At 69.7% G+C, this 17,506-nt stretch carries 14 protein-coding genes and 1 pseudogene; 5 read left to right on the forward strand and 10 right to left on the reverse strand.

The annotated features are described in order from the left end of the window. Positions 1–854: 854 nt before the first annotated feature. Positions 855–1,262 carry an STAS domain-containing protein gene (locus tag ACYVL2_RS14165; protein WP_460544378.1) on the forward strand — a complete coding sequence of 136 codons (408 nt, stop codon included), beginning with the start codon at positions 855–857 and terminating at the stop codon, positions 1,260–1,262. Next, positions 1,259–2,221, forward strand: coding sequence for an anti-sigma factor RsbA family regulatory protein (locus ACYVL2_RS14170; protein WP_460544380.1), 963 nt, complete (start codon positions 1,259–1,261; stop codon positions 2,219–2,221). Before ACYVL2_RS14165 ends, ACYVL2_RS14170 begins: the two co-directional genes overlap by 4 nt. Before the next feature lie 145 nt (positions 2,222–2,366). Here ACYVL2_RS14170 and ACYVL2_RS14175 read toward each other — a convergent pair whose 3' ends face one another. The 3 genes from ACYVL2_RS14175 to ACYVL2_RS14185 all read right to left on the reverse strand — a co-directional run bounded on the left by ACYVL2_RS14175 (position 2,367) and on the right by ACYVL2_RS14185 (position 4,814). Then, on the reverse strand, positions 2,367–2,570 hold the full coding sequence (locus ACYVL2_RS14175; RefSeq protein ID WP_460544382.1) for a cold-shock protein: 204 nt from the start codon (positions 2,568–2,570) through the stop codon (positions 2,367–2,369). A gap of 287 nt (positions 2,571–2,857) precedes the next feature. Next, complete coding sequence (locus tag ACYVL2_RS14180) at positions 2,858–4,057, reverse strand: DUF418 domain-containing protein (RefSeq protein WP_460544384.1); 1,200 nt, start codon at positions 4,055–4,057, stop codon at positions 2,858–2,860. Positions 4,058–4,103: 46 nt separating this feature from the next. After that, positions 4,104–4,814: an NAD(P)-dependent oxidoreductase gene (locus ACYVL2_RS14185; protein ID WP_460544386.1), complete on the reverse strand. Its 711-nt coding sequence runs from the start codon at positions 4,812–4,814 to the stop codon at positions 4,104–4,106. 98 nt (positions 4,815–4,912) lie between these two features. On the opposite strand from ACYVL2_RS14185, the gene ACYVL2_RS14190 reads away from it, so the two are divergent. Further along, entirely contained in the window at positions 4,913–5,611 is a 699-nt protein-coding gene (locus ACYVL2_RS14190; RefSeq protein WP_460544388.1) for a TetR/AcrR family transcriptional regulator, read from the forward strand. 50 nt (positions 5,612–5,661) lie between these two features. Here the strand turns inward: ACYVL2_RS14190 and ACYVL2_RS14195 are convergent, their stop codons facing one another. Then, the gene (locus tag ACYVL2_RS14195; RefSeq protein ID WP_460544390.1) at positions 5,662–6,609 is read right to left on the reverse strand and encodes an AraC family transcriptional regulator; all 948 of its coding nucleotides are present in this window, start codon (positions 6,607–6,609) and stop codon (positions 5,662–5,664) included. A 108-nt stretch (positions 6,610–6,717) separates the two neighbouring features. Between ACYVL2_RS14195 and ACYVL2_RS14200 the strand changes: the two genes are divergently transcribed. Further along, positions 6,718–7,770, forward strand: coding sequence for an aldo-keto reductase family protein (locus ACYVL2_RS14200; RefSeq protein WP_460544392.1), 1,053 nt, complete (start codon positions 6,718–6,720; stop codon positions 7,768–7,770). A 26-nt stretch (positions 7,771–7,796) separates the two neighbouring features. Here ACYVL2_RS14200 and ACYVL2_RS14205 read toward each other — a convergent pair whose 3' ends face one another. The 6 genes from ACYVL2_RS14205 to ACYVL2_RS14230 form a co-directional block, all read right to left on the reverse strand. After that, positions 7,797–8,306, reverse strand: a complete 510-nt coding sequence (locus ACYVL2_RS14205) for a DinB family protein (protein ID WP_460544394.1) — start codon at positions 8,304–8,306, stop codon at positions 7,797–7,799. Positions 8,307–8,424: 118 nt separating this feature from the next. Then, positions 8,425–9,630 (reverse strand): glycosyltransferase, encoded by a 1,206-nt coding sequence (locus ACYVL2_RS14210; protein ID WP_460544396.1) that lies wholly within the window; start codon positions 9,628–9,630, stop codon positions 8,425–8,427. 152 nt (positions 9,631–9,782) lie between these two features. Beyond that, complete coding sequence (locus ACYVL2_RS14215; RefSeq protein WP_460544398.1) at positions 9,783–10,802, reverse strand: SDR family oxidoreductase; 1,020 nt, start codon at positions 10,800–10,802, stop codon at positions 9,783–9,785. Then, positions 10,799–13,882, reverse strand: coding sequence for an FAD-binding and (Fe-S)-binding domain-containing protein (locus ACYVL2_RS14220; RefSeq protein WP_460544400.1), 3,084 nt, complete (start codon positions 13,880–13,882; stop codon positions 10,799–10,801). Before ACYVL2_RS14220 ends, ACYVL2_RS14215 begins: the two co-directional genes overlap by 4 nt. A 37-nt stretch (positions 13,883–13,919) precedes the next feature. After that, a complete protein-coding gene (locus ACYVL2_RS14225; protein ID WP_460544402.1) occupies positions 13,920–15,029 on the reverse strand; it encodes an enolase-like domain-containing protein in 1,110 nt (369 codons plus the stop codon). A gap of 72 nt (positions 15,030–15,101) precedes the next feature. After that, the gene (locus ACYVL2_RS14230; protein ID WP_460544404.1) at positions 15,102–16,892 is read right to left on the reverse strand and encodes a pyruvate oxidase; all 1,791 of its coding nucleotides are present in this window, start codon (positions 16,890–16,892) and stop codon (positions 15,102–15,104) included. A 426-nt stretch (positions 16,893–17,318) separates the two neighbouring features. On the opposite strand from ACYVL2_RS14230, the pseudogene ACYVL2_RS14235 reads away from it, so the two are divergent. Then, positions 17,319–17,506 (forward strand): annotated as a pseudogene (locus tag ACYVL2_RS14235) (pectate lyase); the annotation flags it as partial.

The following is a 17,506-nucleotide window of genomic DNA, read 5'->3' on the forward strand; positions in this document are numbered from 1 at the left end:
ACGTTCGGCCAGAGCGTCGAACGGATCGACACTCGGTCCGGGGCGGTGTCGGTGCATTGCTGCGGTCATTGCCGTGAGTTCGTCATGCCAATGCGGCGCTGGTCCCTCAATGCCATTCTCAGAGACCGACTCTCGCCGTATCGGCATCCGCGCTCACGGCGTCGCCAGCCTACTATGTCGCTATTGCGATGTCATCCGGGCGGACCCCGAAATTGTTTTAAACCTGAATGTGACACGAATCTCCATGGCGGCTTCGGCTCGCTCGCGCCCGGCGACATTCCGACGGCCGTGACCGCATACGAGATGAGAGCGCAGGTCACAGGCCCTCCAGTCTGCGACGGATCCGAGTGCGCTGCCGATCTGACACGAACGGAACCGGTTACCGATTCCATACAGAAAGTACTGTGGAGAATCTCCAAGGGAAGTGAACGCCGCAGTCGATCGTCTCGAGCAACGCATACATGGCGCATACGACCGCTTTGCCACATCGGCGATCCGAGTCACCGAATAAAGTGGTGTGGCCGTTGCACGAGTCGGCTAAAACCAATTCGCGCCGCCCACGCGAAGCCCATTCTTCGCCGCCGGACGGCACTTTATCGCCGGCTGTCGGCCATCGCGGTCCGCTCGGACTCTTCTGCCGGTGGCCTCGGCGCGGACACGTCGAAGCGGCCGCCGCCCGGACGGCGCGGGCCGCTTCCATCGCGACCGGGCGAGGCCGTCGAACGGGCTCCTATGATAGGAAGTCTCTAGAAAGGCGTTGGTCTACCCCAGTCACAGCATCCGCCGCGAAAGAGCCGAGGATGGCCAGCTCCCGGCCGTGTCGCCAGGGCTTCGGGGCGAACGGAGGTGGAGTGATGGCAGAACGCACACACGACTGGACCGGCATCGGCGCACCGTCCAGGTCCAGTGCGGCGGAACCGCGATCCGTTCATGACCGGCTGGAAGGGCCGCTCCTGATCGCCGAATACGATCACCCTCAACCGGGTATCCGGGCCGGCGGAGCGGTCGACTTGAACAGCCACGGCCAGTGGGCGCGAGCGCTCCGACAGGCGGCGAGTCGGCGCACGGAGGTGCATCTGGATCTCAGCGAGCTCGGGTTCATCGACGTCCAAGGCGTCGCGGTCCTCGTGGACGTCGCTCGCCGGCTCGGCGACGGAGAGCGGATCGTCGTCCATCAAGCGCCCCCCTGCATGACGCGGATCATGCAGGTGCTCTGGCCGGAAGGAATCGCCGCCATCACGATCGAAGGAATCGCGCAATGACCCCAGCGCACCCCCCGGGGACGGTGGACCCGTTCGAGCATCCGGCGCTCCTCTACTCCGGCACCGACGAGTACCTGGCCGGCACGGTGCCGTTCATCGAGAAGGGGCTCACCGCCGACGAACCGGTCGCCGTCGCCGTGCCGGAGTACAACCTGGAGCCCCTGCGAGCGGCTTTGGGAGCCGACGCCGAACGCGTCCTCATGGTCGACATGACCGATGCCGGCGCCAACCCGGGACGGATCATCCCCGGTGTGCTGCGCGCATTCGCCGACGCCCACACCGACCGGCACGTGCGCATCATCGGCGAACCGATCTGGCCGGGACGCACCGCGATCGAGTACCCCGCATGCGCCCAGCACGAGGCGCTCATCAACCTCGCGTTCACCGGTCGGACCGTCACCATCCTGTGCCCCTACGACACCGACGGTCTCGACGGCCAGATGATCGAAGACGCCCACGCCACGCACCCGGACCTGATCGACCACACCGGATACCACCGGAGCGACCGGTTCGACCCCGACCGCATCGTCACCGATTACAACCGGCCCCTCCCCGACCCGCCTCGGACGGCCATCGAACGCGCCGTCGACCTCGCCACGCTCGACAACGCCCGCTGGTTCGTCACCGCGTTCGGCCGGAAGGCCGGTCTGACCGCCACTCAGCTCGTCGACCTCGAGATAGCCGCCACCGAACTGCTCACCAACAGCATCGACCACGGTGGCGGCGGCGGAACGCTCCGCATCTGGGCGGATGAACACGAGCTGGTATGCGAGGTCAGCGACGACGGGCACATCGCCGACCCGCTCGCCGGACGCCTTCCGGCCGACGACGGGCGGGCACACGGCCGCGGGCTGCTGCTCGTGCACCACATCGTCGACCTCGTCCGGATACACACCAGCGCCCTGGGGACCACCGTCCGCATCCACCTGCGCCTGCCCGGAGCAGTCCAGGCCGCCTGACTGGCGACTCCGGCGGTCGCTCGGCGGATCCGGTTCGCGCGGGACGACGAAAATCCGGGCCCCCTCGATGAGGAGGGCCGGACACGAAAGAAGCCGCTGTCCTTCGATACGAAGGGCAGCGGCCTCGTGTTCCCAGAGCCAGGGACTAGATGGCACGCAGGTTTGCGGCCTGCGGGCCCTTGTTGCCCTGCTCGACGTCGAATTCCACCCGCTGGTTCTCCTCGAGCGAACGGTAGCCGTCACCGCTGATCGCTGAGAAGTGCACGAAAACGTCCGGGCCGTTGTCCTCCGGAGCGATGAAGCCGAAGCCCTTCTCCGAGTTGAACCATTTAACGGTGCCTTGCGCCATTACTTAATATCCTTGCGATGTTGATTCTCAGACCGGCAGCCGCGCCTTACAGGGGTTTGCAACCTCATCGAGCCGTACCGCCATGCGGTCTGATGTTTCCGCCATTACTGGCGCTTCGCCTCGCCGGTCCATACAGAATCGGAGTGACCCCTGAACTCTACAGCACGATCACCCCTCCGCCACCGGCCCACGTGAAAGACCTGTTCACAATTTTCCGTTTGCGCTGGCACGAGCGGTGACGGTTACCCGAACCTAGGGGCCAAGTCACTCGAAACGGGTGGCCGGAGCTACCGCCGGGCTCCGTAGGTGAGACGGCGCAGGAGCGCTTCGAACGGGCCGCGACGACCCATGCGGTCCATGATCACCGCGAGCGCCACGGTGACCGCCCAGGCGCCGACGGCCACACCGTAGGCGCCGAGGTAGCCCAGGTGCTCGCCGAAGCCGAGGCCCCACGGCATGAGCAGCGGGGCCATGATGACCGACTGGCACAGGTAGCTGGTCAGGGACCGCTCCCCGACGGCGGCCAGCGCGCCCGGGATGCCGCGTCGGCCGAATGAGCGCAGTCGGTGTGCCAGCAGGGCGAAGCCGCAGATGTAGCCGAGGCCGGCGTACATGCCGCCGAGCACGGTCAGCCCCGCGAAGGCGGCCTCCGGGCCCGGACCGACATGCCAGGCGCCGAGGCCGACCAGGGCGGTCGGCAGCGAGCTGGCGATGTTGACGGCCATGCCGGAGAGGAACACTTTCCGCAGCTCGGGAAGGTGCGCTTCGGGCCGGTCGAACCAGCCGGCCCGCTGGGTCATGATCCCGAGGATCACCAGCGGGACGAAGACCATGAGCACCGCCATGAAGGTCATGGCGGCGGTCGAGATGAGCGCGCCCATGAGGAGTTGGTCCGGGTAGTTCAGCGAGCCGTCGAACGGCGCTCCCGCGATCGAGTCGGCGGTGAGCATGTAGGCGAACACCGGGACGGTCACGAGGGTGACGTAGATGCCGGTGCCCACGAGCCATCGGCGCAGGGCCGGAGTGGAGAGGTGGACGAAGGCGAGGGCGATGAGGCCGGTCGCTCCGTAGGGGGCGAGGATGTCGCCGAAGAACAGCAGCGAGGCGTGGAGCAGGCCTAGGAGGATGAGCCACCAGGAGCGTCGCCGCAGGACCTTGCGGACGCCTTTGGGGTCGGCGCCGCGGGCACGGAGTCTGGAGGCCATGACGGCCATGCCGAAGCCGTAGAGGATCGCGAACATCGGGCGTGAGCGTTCGGCCATGAAGACCTGCTCGAGGAACAGTGCGATGTGGTCGGCGGTCGATGCGTCGGCGAGGTGGCCGTGGTCGTCGACGGGGCGGCCCCACAGGTAGACGGCGACGTTGGCGACGGCGATGAACAGGAGCATGCCGCCGCGGGCGATGTCGGGTGCGAGCGAGCGTTCGGTGCGCGGGATGGGCGTGATGCGGCCGGTGTCGGGTGGGGCCTGCGGTGGTGCGGTGGTCACGGGTCTCCAAATCGGTGTGAATATGCGGGAGTCGGGTGCGGGGCGCTCAGGAGCGCTCGTCGGCGTGGGCGAGGGCCGATGGGGTCAGTCGGCCGACGATGGCCGGGGCCTCTTGGATGAGGGCGTCGTTCTCGATGGCCTCGATCATGAAGAGGGCGTAGTCGATGCGGCGGGTCCGGTTGCTGGCCAGGACGGGGTCGCCGACGTGGTGGCTCCACACCGGCAGTCCCTGGCTCTCGCCCTCCTCCAGGTCGCTGCCGCGCACGACCGTCCAGGCGGTGTCGCTGGCGAAGATCCTTCGGCAGGCCTCCACTTGGTCGCCTACGTCCGCGACGCGGGCGAGCTTCACCAGCCGTTCCAGGACGGCCGCGTAGGCCTTGAATCTGCGGGTGTAGACGTCTTTGCCGTCGCGGGTGATGTGCCAGCCGCAGGAGAAGACGAGGCGGGCGCCGGGTGGCGCGTGGTCGAGGACGGCTTGGGCGGTGCCGGAGGCGTATCGGTGCATGCCCCAGGGCACGAGGACGGTGAGGACGGCGTCGCAGCCGCGGACGGCTTCGGCGATGATCGCTCGGGAGTCGGTCGGTCCGGGGACGACCGTGATGCGCCCCTCGAACGGGGCGAGCTTGTGGAGGCTCTTCTCTCGGCAGACGCCGACGACCTCGTATCCCTTGTCCAGGGCGTGCCGCACCATGTAGCGCCCGAGTTTTCCGGAGGCGCCGACGATGCACACCTTCTTTCGCGTGGTCGGTTCGTCCATGGCCCTCTCCTCGGTCTGCCGTGTCCTTTACACCGTAAGGCTAACCATTACAGTGTAAAGTTGTCAAGTCGACGAACCGACCAGCGCAGGAGGACCTCGTGACCACGGCATCGGCGGACCGGCCACCGTCCCGCCGCAACCCGCTCAGCAAGGACCTGGTGATCCGCACGGCGGTCGCGATGGCGGACGAGGCCGGGACCGGCGTGCCGAGCATGCGCAAGCTCGCCGACCGGCTCGGCGTCGAGGCCATGGCGCTCTACCACCACTTCCGCAACAAGGACGTGATCCTCGACCACATGGTCGACCTCGTATTCAGCGAGATCGAGCTGCCGGCGGACGCCGAGGACTGGAGGGAGGCGATGCGGCGGCGGGCGGCATCGATGCGGGCCGCATTGAACCGACACCCGTGGGCGCTCAGCCTGATGGACTCGCGCAAGCACCCCGGATATGCGACGCTGCGGCATCACGACGCGGTCATCGGGTGCCTGCGGTCGGGCGGCTTCTCGATCGCCGGCGCGGCGCACGCGTTCTCAGCGCTCGACAGCTACATCTACGGGTTCACGCTCCAAGAGCTCAATCTGCCCTTCGAGTCGTCCGGCGACATCGAGGAAGTGGCGGGCACGATCCTGGAGGAGATGCCCTGCGGCGAGTTCCCGCATCTCACCGAGATGATCGTCGACCGCGCGCTGAAGCCCGGATACGCGTACGGCGATGAGTTCGACGTCGGACTCGACCTGATCCTCGACGGCCTGGAGCGACGGCGAGAGCGCTGGCTGCCCGGGAACGACACAGAGTGACACTCAGGCGGCCAGAGGAGCCGGGCTAATAGGACTGTCCTGATCGGTCGCTAGAGCGGCGCGGTCTCGGCTACGGCCGGGGACTCGCCTCGCACTCGGCGGCGGTAGCGCAGCGGCGACTCCCCCACTTCGCGTTTGAACGCCGTGCTGAACGCACTCTCCGACCCGTAACCGAGCTCGAACGCCAACGACCCGACACGGACGTCGCCGTCGCGCAGCGCCCGCTGGGCCAGCAGCATCCGCCAGCGATTGAGGTAGCTCAGCGGCGGCACGCCCGCCACGGTCCGGAAGCGCTCGGCGAACGACGTCCGCGACATCGCCGCGGCGCGCGCCAGCTCCTCCAGGCCCCACGGCCTTCCGGGCTCGGCGTGCATGAGGCTCACCGCCGGCCGCAACCGCTCGTCGGTCAGCACCCGCAGCCACCCCGGGGGCAGTTGGGTCTGGTCGATGTAGGCGCGCAGCACCTCCAGCAGCAGGAGCTGACTGTACTGCCGCACGGCGAACGCCGAGCCCATCCGGTTCCCGGTCACCTCGTCGAAGAGCCGGTCGAGGCTGCCGCGCAGATTGGTAGCCGCCGCGGCCGACGCGCGCACGTGCCCCACCGGCGGGAACGCCCGCAGCAGCAGCGCCTCGCCGGCCGAGTTGAGGTCGACCCGGCCGCCGACGAGGACGTCGTCGGCGCCGCTTTCGGCACCGGCGAGGCTCGCCGCCGGGTCGTTCCCGGGGTGGATCTCGCGGCGCGGGCCGTCGCCGGCCCCGCCCTCCAGGCGCAGCCACGACCGGTTGTTGAGCAAAGCGACGTCTCCGGTCTCGAGCTCGATCGGCCCGTCGACGCCGTCGGTGGTCAGCGCGGCCCGGCCGCGGACCATCGCGAAGAACTTCAGCGGATGGTCGAGCGCACCGCCCGACATCCAGTCGCCCCGCACCGCGAAACCGCCCGTTATCACTCCGCGCACCTCGACGAGGTCGAACACTTCGGAGAGCTGATCAACCGCCATACCCGTACTATCGCGCAAAAAATGCGGACTGACAACTATTCAGAGTGCGACCGGTCGGGCGCAGACTGGTGACACGGCACAGCACCCGCCTATCTGAGGAGCAACCGCATGCAGTACCGCACACTCGGCCGGACCGGCATCCAGGTCAGCGCCTACGCGCTCGGCGCGATGATGTTCGGTCCGGTCGGCAACCCCGACCACGACGACTCCGTCAAGATCATCCACAAGGCACTCGACGCGGGAATCAACTTCGTCGACACCGCCGACATGTACTCGCGCGGCGAGTCCGAGGAGATCGTGGGCAAGGCCCTCAAGGGGCGCCGCGACGACGTCGTGCTCGCCACCAAGGCCCGCTTCCCGGTCGACTTCGACCCCAGCGGCGCGACACCGCCCGTCCCCAACCGGTCGGGTGCCTCACGACGCTGGCTGGTCCGCGCCCTCGACGACTCGCTGCGACGGCTGGGCACCGACCACGTCGACCTGTTCCAGATCCACCGGCCCGACCCGGACACCGACATCGAGGAGACGCTCTCGACGCTCACCGACCTGGTGCGCGCGGGCAAGGTCCGAGCGGTCGGCACCTCGTCCCTTCCCGCTTCGGACATCGTCCGCTCCCACTGGGTCGCCGAGCGCCGCGGCCTGGTCCGGTTCCGCAGCGAGCAGCCGCCGTACTCCATCCTCACTCGCGGCATCGAGCGCGAGGTCCTGCCGACGGTCCAGGAGTTCGGCATGGGCGCGCTCGTCTGGAGCCCGCTCGCGGGCGGCCTGCTCACCGGCCGGTACCGCAAGGGCCGGGAAGCCGACACGCACCGGTCGCAGTTCGGCTTCCAGCACTTGAAGGACGAGCGGCGGCTCGACGCCGTCGAGCGGCTCGTCCCGCTCGCCGAGAAAGCCGGCATCCCGCTCACCCACCTGGCCATGGCCTTCGCCATCGCCCACCCGGGAGTCACCTCCGCGATCATCGGCCCGCGGACCATGGACCACCTCGACGACCTGCTCGCCGGCCTGGACGTGACGCTCTCCGACGAGATCCTCGACCGGATCGACGAGATCGTGCCGCCCGGCACCGACGTCGGCCGGCTCGACATGGCCTACGACCCGCCGGCCGTCAAACGAGCCGTCCTGCGCCGACGCCCGCTCGACGAGCGCGTGGCCGCCTGAGATCTTCCCAGAGGCGGGGGCGGCCGTCAGCGTGACTCGAGCAGGCCCCGCACGAACGCGGCCTGACCGACGTGCTGCTGGTTGTCATTGACGACGCTCACGAGACGGACGCCGAGGCTCACCGGCGGATCCCACTGAGTGTCGACGATCCGGTCGAGGTCGGGTGCGGTGAGGCCGTTGACGAAATCGAGCGTGCGCGCGTGGACCGCGTCGTAGTACCCGACGAGCGCTTCGCCCGAGAGGCCCCGCACCCGACCGACCTGGCCGGGAGTGTGGCCGAAACCGGTGTCGGCGGCGTCCAACGGCAGCTCGAACCGGTCCTTCCAGCCGTCCGCGAGCCACGTCTGCTCGCGCCCGGCAACGTCGGACACGTGGTCGTCCTGGACGCGGGCGATGTGCCACACCAGCCAGGCGATCGAGTTCGCGTCCGGTCCGAGCCGGGTCTCCAGCTCCTCCTGCGAGAGACCGTCCACGACGGCGTGGACATCCTCCTCGATCCGGCCGAAGGCGTCGGCCAGGACCTCGTCGACCTCCATGTGGAACCCACCTACTCCGCCGCGCCGGCACTGACTCGGGTGAACCCCCGTCATGTTGCCATACCGGACAGGTCCGTGCGCGAGGATCGGTCGGTCGGCAGGCGACACCCGGTTCGCCTCAACCGATCGTCTCGAGGAGCCTGCGCGCGGCGACCGCGGCCCCGTCGGTCCGGACCTCGCCGGCCACCGACTCCGCTCGCCGCCGGGTCCGGGGATCCAGGGCCGTTTCGAGGGCGGCCGACAGGGACTCGGCAGTCGGCGTCGGATCGTCGTGCGCGGCACCGACACCGAGGTCGGCCACGCGGCCGGCCCAGTACGGCTGGTCCGCCATCTGCGGTACCACCACTTGGGGCGCACCGGCTCTGGCGGCCGTGGCCGTGGTCCCCGCACCTCCGTGGTGCACGACCGCGGCCACTCGGCCGAACAGGGCGCGGTGGTTCACCTCGCCGGTGAGGAAACGGTCGTCGGCGTCGCCGACCAGACCCAGCTCGGCCCAGCCGCGGGAGACGATCGCGCGGCGGCCGTGAGCGCGGACCGCCTCGATGGCCGACTCGGCGGTCCCTCGCAGGACATGCACGGGCATGCTGCCGAAGCCGACGTAGACGGGCGGTTCACCGGCGTCCAGGAACGCCTCCAGATCCTGTGGGAGCGAGCGCTCGTCGGGCACGAACCACGCACCGGTCTGCATGACGTGGAGCTCGGGTGTCTCCCTCCACGGCCCCAGGGTCGGGTCCGAGGCCAGCCACGGCCGGTCGGTGAAGACGTGGTCGCGGACGTCGTCCACCGGCGGCAGGCCCATCGACTCCCGCTCGGCATTGAGCGGCTCACCGTACAGCGCGTTCAGGTTCTCGGCGTTGACCTCCCACATCGTCCGATTGTCGGCGTCCGGCGGGAACGGCTTTCCCGGCACTCGGTGCGGCGGGTGGTGCGGCGAGGGCAGGACGCCCGGAATGAAGGTCACGAACACGTAGGGGATGCCGAGCCGCTCGGCCACCTCCCGCGCGCCGGCCGGGAAGAGACCCGTCGCCACCAGCGCGTCGCATTCCGACGCCGCCTCCAGCATCCCGAGCCGCATCTCCACCAGCTCGGCGGCCACCCGGCTCGCGTCATGCCGCGACCCAGGGCTCACCCCTTTGACCAGGTCCTGCGCCGATCGGCCGGTCGGCACGAACGACGCGCCGACGCCTTCGGCCAGTCTCACGAACTCCTCGTCCGGCGGCGCGCACACGAGCGCCTCGGCGCCGAGCGCCCGCAACTCCGCCGCGAGCCCGACCAGTGGTTCGACGTCTCCGCGAGACCCGTACGTCGACAACAACACGCGCATTCAGTGACTCCCTTGGCCGCGGGTCCATGACTAGGACGGCAATTCTGCAGCACGACCGAGTCGACGAGGGCGACCCGGTAGGCGGCGCGGCCGCTCGGGCGTGCTACATACTGGAGGCAAAGGGACGAGGTTCTGCCTCTTCGCGGGCGGCTTCAGCGTTTCGTCGTCCGAGCGACCCGCTGCACCGCCGCGATCAGCGCCGCGCCCGCGAGCGCGCCGACGGCGCCGCGGTGGCGCGCCAGCCACGCCGACGGGGCACGGGATCTGGCGCGGCAGTCGAAGCGCCCGTGCGCGCCGAAATCGACGCCGTCCCGGTCGTCCAGCGGCTCCCAGAGGTTGTGGGGGCGGTCCCGGCGGGGTTCCTCTTTGACCTGCTGGGCGCCGTAGCCCCTCCGCGCCAGGTACCGGTCCAGCAGTCCGGGGGCCAGCCGGTTGGCCAACAGGGTCGCCACCGTGTTGGAGGCCACCCAGTACTCGCGGCGGCGTGGATGGTCGGCGGCGTAGGCGACGGCGTCGGCGGCGACCTCGGGCTGGTAGATCGGCGGCATCGGCTGGGCGCGGTTCGGCATCCGGCTCAGCGCCCAGTCGAACTGGGGGGTGTTCACCGCCGGCAGTTGGACCATGGTCAGGCGCACTCGGCTCCGTTCGTGGAGGAGCTCGCACCGAAGCGACTCGGTGAAGCCCTGGATGGCGTGCTTGGCGCCGCAGTAGGCCGACTGCAGCGGGATGCCTCGATAGGCGAGCGCCGATCCGACCTGGACTATGGTGCCGCGGTCACGTGGGCGCATTCGGCGGAGGGCCGCTCGGGTGCCGTGGACGTAGCCCATATAGGTCACTTCGGTGACCTGCCGGAACTCGTCGAGTCCGATCTCGCTGAACGGGCCGAACGCGGTGGCGAAGGCGTTGTTGACCCACACGTCGATGGGGCCGAGCTCCGCTTCGATCCGTGAGGCGGCCGCGTCGACGGCCTCGGCGTCGGCCATGTCGACGGTGAGCGGGAGCGCCTCGCCGCCGCGGTCGCGTATCTCGTGGGCGGCGCGTTCCAGGCCTCGGTCTCCTCTGGCCAGCAGTGCGACCTTGTCGCCGCGCGTTCCGAAGGCGCGGGCGGCGGCCCGTCCGACTCCGGCGCTGGCGCCGGTCACCACCACGACTCTCGGCCGCTTGCCTCTCATCTGGAGACTCCTCTCGCTCGTGCGCGTGTGATCATGCGGAGCGCCGTCCAGCCGGTCGCGGCCGCGCCGAGGCCGACGGCGGCGCCGGTGAGCAGGCGTCCGGCGGTCTTGTTCTCGGCGGGGCGGGGTGCGGCGGCCCGCTCGTCGAGGTCCGCATCGGGGTCGCTGAGCGCCAGGTCGAGCGCTTCGGACAGGTGCATGGCGCGGCGTCCGGTCCCGGCCTGCTCGATCTGGGTGCGGCAGCTGAAGCCGTCGGCCAGTACGAGCGTGTCGGGGTCGGTCCGGCGGACGGCCGGCAGCAGCGCCTGCTCGGCGCAGTCCATGGAGATCTCGTAGTGGCCGCGTTCGAAGCCGAAGTTGCCGGCGAGTCCGCAGCAGCCGGACTCGAGCACCTCGGCGTCGAGTCCGGCTTTGCGCATCACCTGCGCGTCGGTCTGGAAGCCCATGACCGCGTGGTGGTGGCAGTGCTTCTGGACGATGGCGGCCCGGTCGAGGCGGGGCGGGTCCCAGTCGCCGGGCGCGTGGTGCAGGAGCGCTTCGGAGAGGGTGATGAACTGCTCCCGCAGGCGCCTGACGTCTCGGTCTTCGGGCATGAGCTCGGGGGCGTCGGCCCGGAAGACCGCGGTGCAGGACGGCTCGAGGCCCACGATCGGGGTTCCGGCTTCGAGCCACGGTCGCAGGCGGTCCATCGAACGGCGCAGCACGCGTTTGGCGGTCGGCAGTTGTCCGGTGGAGATCCAGGTGAGTGCGCAGCACACCGGTTCGGTGGGCACGGCGACGCGGAAACCGGCCGACTCCAGCACGCGCACGGCGGCTTGGCCGACGTGGGGCTGGAAGCGGTTGGCGAAGGTGTCGGGCCACAGCGCGACCGTGCGCGGGTCGGCGGGGTCGGGTTGGACGCCTCGCTCGCGGCGCCACCAGTCTTGGAGCGATTCGGGTGCGAACGGCGGCGCGTCGCGTCGGCTCGTGACGCCGGCCAGGCGTTTGCCGGCGGCGGCGATGCCCGGTGCGCGCAGGAGCGCGTTGGCGGTGCGCGGCAGGCGCTGCGCGACTCTGGCCAGGGCCGGCAGCCAGCCGAGGCTGTAGTGCGCCATCGGCCGTACGCGGCCGGCGTAGTGGTGGGCCAGGAACTCGGCCTTGTAGGTGGCCATGTCGACGTTGACGGGGCAGTCGGATTTGCAGCCCTTGCAGGCGAGACAGAGGTCGAGTGCGTCGCGGACCTCGGTGGACCGCCACCCGTCGCGGACCGGGGAGTCGTCATGGCCCTGCAGCATCTCGAACAGCAGCCGGGCTCTGCCTCGGGTGGAGTGCTCCTCTTCGCCGGTGACCTGGTACGAGGGGCACATGACTCCTTCGCCGGCACCCTGTCGGCGGCATTTTCCGACGCCGACGCATCGCATCACCGCGCGGTTGAAGCTGTGCTCGTCCTCGGGGTAGCCGAAGTGGGTCGCGTCCTCTCGAGGACGCCATCGCGCGCCGACTCTGAGGTCCTCGTCGACACCGCCGGCGTCGACGACCTTGCCGGGGTTCATGCGGCCGGCGGGGTCGAACAGGGACTTGAGCTCTCTGAATGCCTGGACGAGCTCTGAACCGAACATGCGGTCGAGGAGCTCGCCGCGGGCTTGACCGTCGCCGTGCTCTCCGGAGAGCGAGCCGCCGTAGGAGACGACGAGGTCGGCGGCCCGTTCCACGAAGGAGCGGAAGTCGCGCACCCCTCGGGCCGTGTCGAGCCGGAACGGGATCCGCACATGGAGGCAGCCGTGTCCGAAGTGGCCGTACAGCGACGGGTCGTCGAGGTCGTATTCGCGGAAGAGCCCGCGGAGGTCTCGCAGGTAGTCGCCGAGGTGGTCGACGGGTACCGCCGAGTCCTCCCATCCGGGCCAAGTGTCGGCCATGTCCGGCGCCCGCGTCGTCGCGCCGAGCCCTGATTCGCGTGCGGCGTGCAGCTGCCGCTGTTCGTCGCGGTCCTCGGTCAACAGCACCGTGCGGTCGTCGGCGGTGCGGCCGAGCCCGTCGAGCAGCCGCCGGCCGTTCTCCCGTGCCTCGTCGGCGGTGGAGCCTCCGAGCTGGGCCATCAGCCAGCCGCCGCCGTCGGGGAGCAGCTCGATCGAGTCGGGGTGCAGATGCTTCGCGCGCATGAATTCGATCAGGCGGTCGTCGATCGCCTCGAGCTGTACCGGCTCGGACCGCTCCAGGACGGAGGGCACGGCGTCGGCGGCGGCGATGATGTCGGGGTAGCCGAGGACGACCATGGCGCTGTGCTCGACGACGGGGAGCAGCTCCAGCTCGGCTCGCAGGACGGTCGCCAGCGTTCCCTCGCTGCCGACCAGTAGGCGGGCGATGTCGAATCCGTTCTCGGGGAGCAGCTCGTCGAGGTTGTAGCCGGAGATGCGGCGGGGGATGTCGGGGAACCGCTCGCGGACGGTGTCGCCGTAGCGGTCGCGCAGTCTCCGCAGTCCTTCGTAGAGTCGGCCGCGTTCGCCGCCCTCGGCGACGATGCGGTCCAGTTCGCCGGGCTCGGTCGGACCGACCCAGCAGCGCAGGCCGTCGTAGGTGAGGATCTCCAGGCGGCGGACGTTCTGAGCGGTGGTGCCGGTGCGCTGCGCGGTCGCGCCGCACGAGTTGTTGCCGACCATGCCGCCGATGGCGCAGTGGCTGTGCGTCGACGGCCGGGGTCCGAACTCGAGTCCGTGCTCGGCCAGGCGCCCGTTCAGGTCGTCGAGCACGATGCCGGGTTCGACCACGCAGGTGCGGGCGTCGGGGTCGACGGAGACGAGGCGGTGGCAGTACTTGGTCCAGTCGACGACCACGGCGGTGTTGGTGCATTCGCCGGCCAGGCTCGTGCCGCCGCCGCGCGACAGCACGGGCGCGTCGTGCGCGCGGCACACCTCGATCGCGGCGGCGGCCGCCTCGACGGTGCGGGGCACGACGACGCCTATGGGCACCTGCCGGTAGTTGGAGGCGTCGGTGGCGTAGGCGCCTCTGCTTCCGGCGTCGAATCGGATCTCGCCGTCGACCCGGTCCCGCAGGGCGGTCTCCAGGGCTTCGACGGCGGTGTCGGTTTGCGCGGCGGCGGTCACGGTGATCGGTTCTCCTCCATCGCTGGGCTCGGTGCGGTCAGCCGCATCGGTAGGGCTCGGCGTCGGGGCCCTTGAAGGCCATGCCGTGGCCGGGCTCCGACAGCGGCGGCGACACCCGGCCGCCTTCGGGGTCGAATGCGCCGTCGAACAGGAGCGATTCGATCCGGTCGTGGTCGAAGAACCATTCGATGTGGCGGAAACCGGGCGTCGCGGCGCCGAGGTGGACGGACAGGTTCGGGGCGCAGTGCGCCGAGACCTCGAGGTTGCGGGACGCCGCCAGGGCGGCGATCCTCGTCCACTCGGTGCACCCGCCGCAGCGGGTGAGGTCCACTTGCACGCAGTCGACCGCGCGGACGTCGAGCATGCGGGTGAAGTAGGCGAGGTCGTAGCCGTACTCCCCGGCGGCGACGTCGCATTCGACGGCGTCGCGCACGACCCGCAGACCGTCCAGGTCGTCGCTGGAGACCGGCTCCTCGAACCAGGAGACCTCCCACTCCCGCATCCGGGCTCCGACGCGGCGGGCCTGGCCCTGCGTGTAGCCGCCGTTGGCGTCGACCATGACTTCGGCGTCGGCGCCGGCGGTTTCGCGGGTGAGCGCCACCCTGGCGAGGTCGCGCTCGATCTCGCGGCCCCACGACTCGCCGATCTTGATCTTGACGCGCGGGATCGCGCGCCGGCCGGTGCTGTCGGCGACCCAGTCGGCGAGCCGGGCGTCGTCCCAGGTCGTGAAGCCGCCGCTGGCGTACACGTCGACGCTGTCGTGGACGCGGCCGAACATTCGGCTGAGCGGCCGGTCCAGCAGCCGAGCGCAGGCGTCCCACAGGGCGATGTCGAGCGCCGACATCGCGCACGACACCAGTCCCGGCCGACCGAGGTTGCGGACCCGCCGCTGCAGGGCGTGCCAGCAGGCGGCGGGGTCCAGGACGTCCCGCCCGCGGACGACCGGAGCGAGGGTGGCGCGGATGAGTTCGGCGCATGAGGCGTCGGCGTAGGTCCAGCCGGTGCCCTGTACCCCGCCGGCCCGGACCTGCGCCACCACGATGGTGGTGGCGTCCCATTCGAGGGTTCCGTCGGCCTCGGGGCTCGCGGTGGGGATCCGGTAAGCGGCGGCGCCGATCTCGGTGACGGCGCTGTCGCTGTGGTTCACTATCGCCTCCTCGGTGTTCGCGACGGAGCGTCGTCCTCTGAGTCGCCGGGCCCGGCCGGCGTACGCGTCGGTCTATCCGCGGCCGGGCGTCATCTCCTGCGCCTTGGTCTTCACTCCCTGGACGAACAGGTGCCAGGCGTTCGGGTCGCCCTTGAGCAGGGCCTGTGTGGTGGACTTGATCTGGTCGAGCGAGGCGTGCGGCGGAATCGGCGGGACCTCGGGGTCGCAGTGGACGTCGAGCACCACGGGCCGCTGGGCGGCGAGCGCGCGGTCCCAGGCGCCGCCCAGGTCGCCCGGCTCGTCGACGGCGATGCCCTCGATCCCGATGGTGCGGGCCACTTCGGCGTAGGAGACGTCGGGAAGGTTCTGCGACTCCTCGAACTTGGGCGCGCCGCCCATCGCCCGCAGCTCCCAGGTGACCTGGTTGAGGTCGCCGTTGTTGAACACGCAGACGATGAGCCGCGGGTCCTCCCATTGCGGGTAATAGCGCTTGATGGTGAGGAGTTCGGCGAGGCCGTTCATCTGCATGGCGCCGTCGCCGACGAGGGTGACGACCGGTCGGTCCGGGTGCGCGAACTTCGCGCCGATCGCGTACGGGACGCCGGGGCCCATCGTGGCGAGGGTGCCCGAGAGGGAGCCGCGCATGGTGCCGCGCATCCTGAGGTTGCGGGCGTACCAGTTGGTCGAGGAACCCGAGTCGGCGGTGACGATCGCGTTGTCGGGGATGCGCTCGGAGAGTTCCTGGACGACCCGCATCGGGTTGATGGGCTTCGCGTCGACCATGGCCTGCTTCGCGACGGTGTCCCACCATCCGGCCACATTGCCTTCGATGGTCTCGCGCCAGGAGCGGTCGGTCTTGCGGTGGAGCCGCGGTATCAGTGCGGCCAGGGTGGCGCCCGCGTCGCCGACGAGGTTGACCTCGGTCGGGTAGCGCATGCCGACCATGGACCCGTCGATGTCGATCTGTACGGCCCGTGCCTGGTCGAGTTCGGGCAGGAACTGCGTGTAGGGCATGTTGGAGCCCACGATGAGGAGCGTGTCGCAGTCGCGCATGAGCTCGTAGCTGGGCCTGGTGCCGAGGAGCCCGATCGAGCCGGTGACCCACGGCAGATCGTCGGACAGGACGTCCTTGCCGAGCAGCGCCTTGGCCACGCCCGCGCCGGTGGCCTCGGCGACGGCCTCGACCTCGTGGGCGGCGCCGCGCGCTCCCTGACCGACGAGGATGGCGACCTTCTCGCCGGCGTTGAGCACGTCGGCGGCCTGATCGAGGTCCTCGTCGGACGGAACGACGAGCGGGTGCGGCAGACTCGGCGGACTCGAGGGCACGTGCTTGAACTCGTGGCCGGGCGCGTCGTATTCCTGCTCTTGGAGATCGGCGGGGATGATGATCGCGGTCGGGGCGCGGGTGGATTCGGCGGTGCGGAAGGCCCGGTCCAACGCGTTCGGCAGTTGCTCCGAGACATTGACTTCGGTGACGTATTCGGAGGCGACGTCCTTGAACAGGGACTGGAGGTCGACTTCTTGCTGGGAGTCGCCGCCCATGGCGCTTCTGGCGGTCTGGCCGACGATCGCGACGACGGGCACGTGATCGAGTTTGGCGTCGTAGAGCCCGTTGAGCAGGTGGATCGCGCCGGGGCCGGAGGTGGCCAGGCATACACCGGGACGCCCGGCGAACTTGGCGTAGCCGACGGCCTGGAACGCGGACATCTCCTCGTGCCTGGACTGGATGAACTGCGGTCGGTTGTCGGACTCCCCGAAGGCGGCGATGATGCCGTTGATGCCGTCGCCGGGATAGCCGAATACCTGTTCGACGCCCCAGTCTCGGAGCCGCTCGAGGACGTAGTCGCCGACAGTGTTCGCCATTGCTGGCCTCCCTGGATAGCTGCGTGGACACATGGAAGAGGGGGGTTACCCTCCGCAGCCGCGCTCAATCGCCCGACGCGGTCGAGGCCGATCGGCGGCCTTGGGGGCGGACTTCGACGGAGCACCACGCAAAGTGGGCAAGCGATTGCGATTCGACGTCCTCGGGTTTCATCTCGCGTTGGGCTCGGACCGCCCGGCTCGTGACTCCAAGGCGCCGCCTCGGAACGCTCCAGAATGCCCGCATGAGGCGCCGATGCATCATCTGAATTGCCGCAAACGCCACCGGCGATCGCCCCCGGGAGCCGGAGCGGGCGGGTCGGCGGAAATTTCTGCAACCGGTTGCGTCGAAAGTATTGACCGGAAGAAAGCCTTTTCCTTAGACTCATTGAAATACGTCAATACATCTGCCTTTAGGAGGCTGAACCGATGCGACGATCGATCGCACTCAAACTAGGGACGGCGGTGGCCACCGCGGCCGTCGTCGCCGCCGGTGTCGCCCTGTCGATATCTCAAGCGACGGCGCAGTCGCATGGGGCGACGGGGTTCGCTTCGCAGAACGGTGGGACGACCGGTGGTGCGGGCGGGCAGACGGTACGGGCCAGTACCGGTACCGA

This window comes from Glycomyces halotolerans (genome assembly GCF_054779575.1).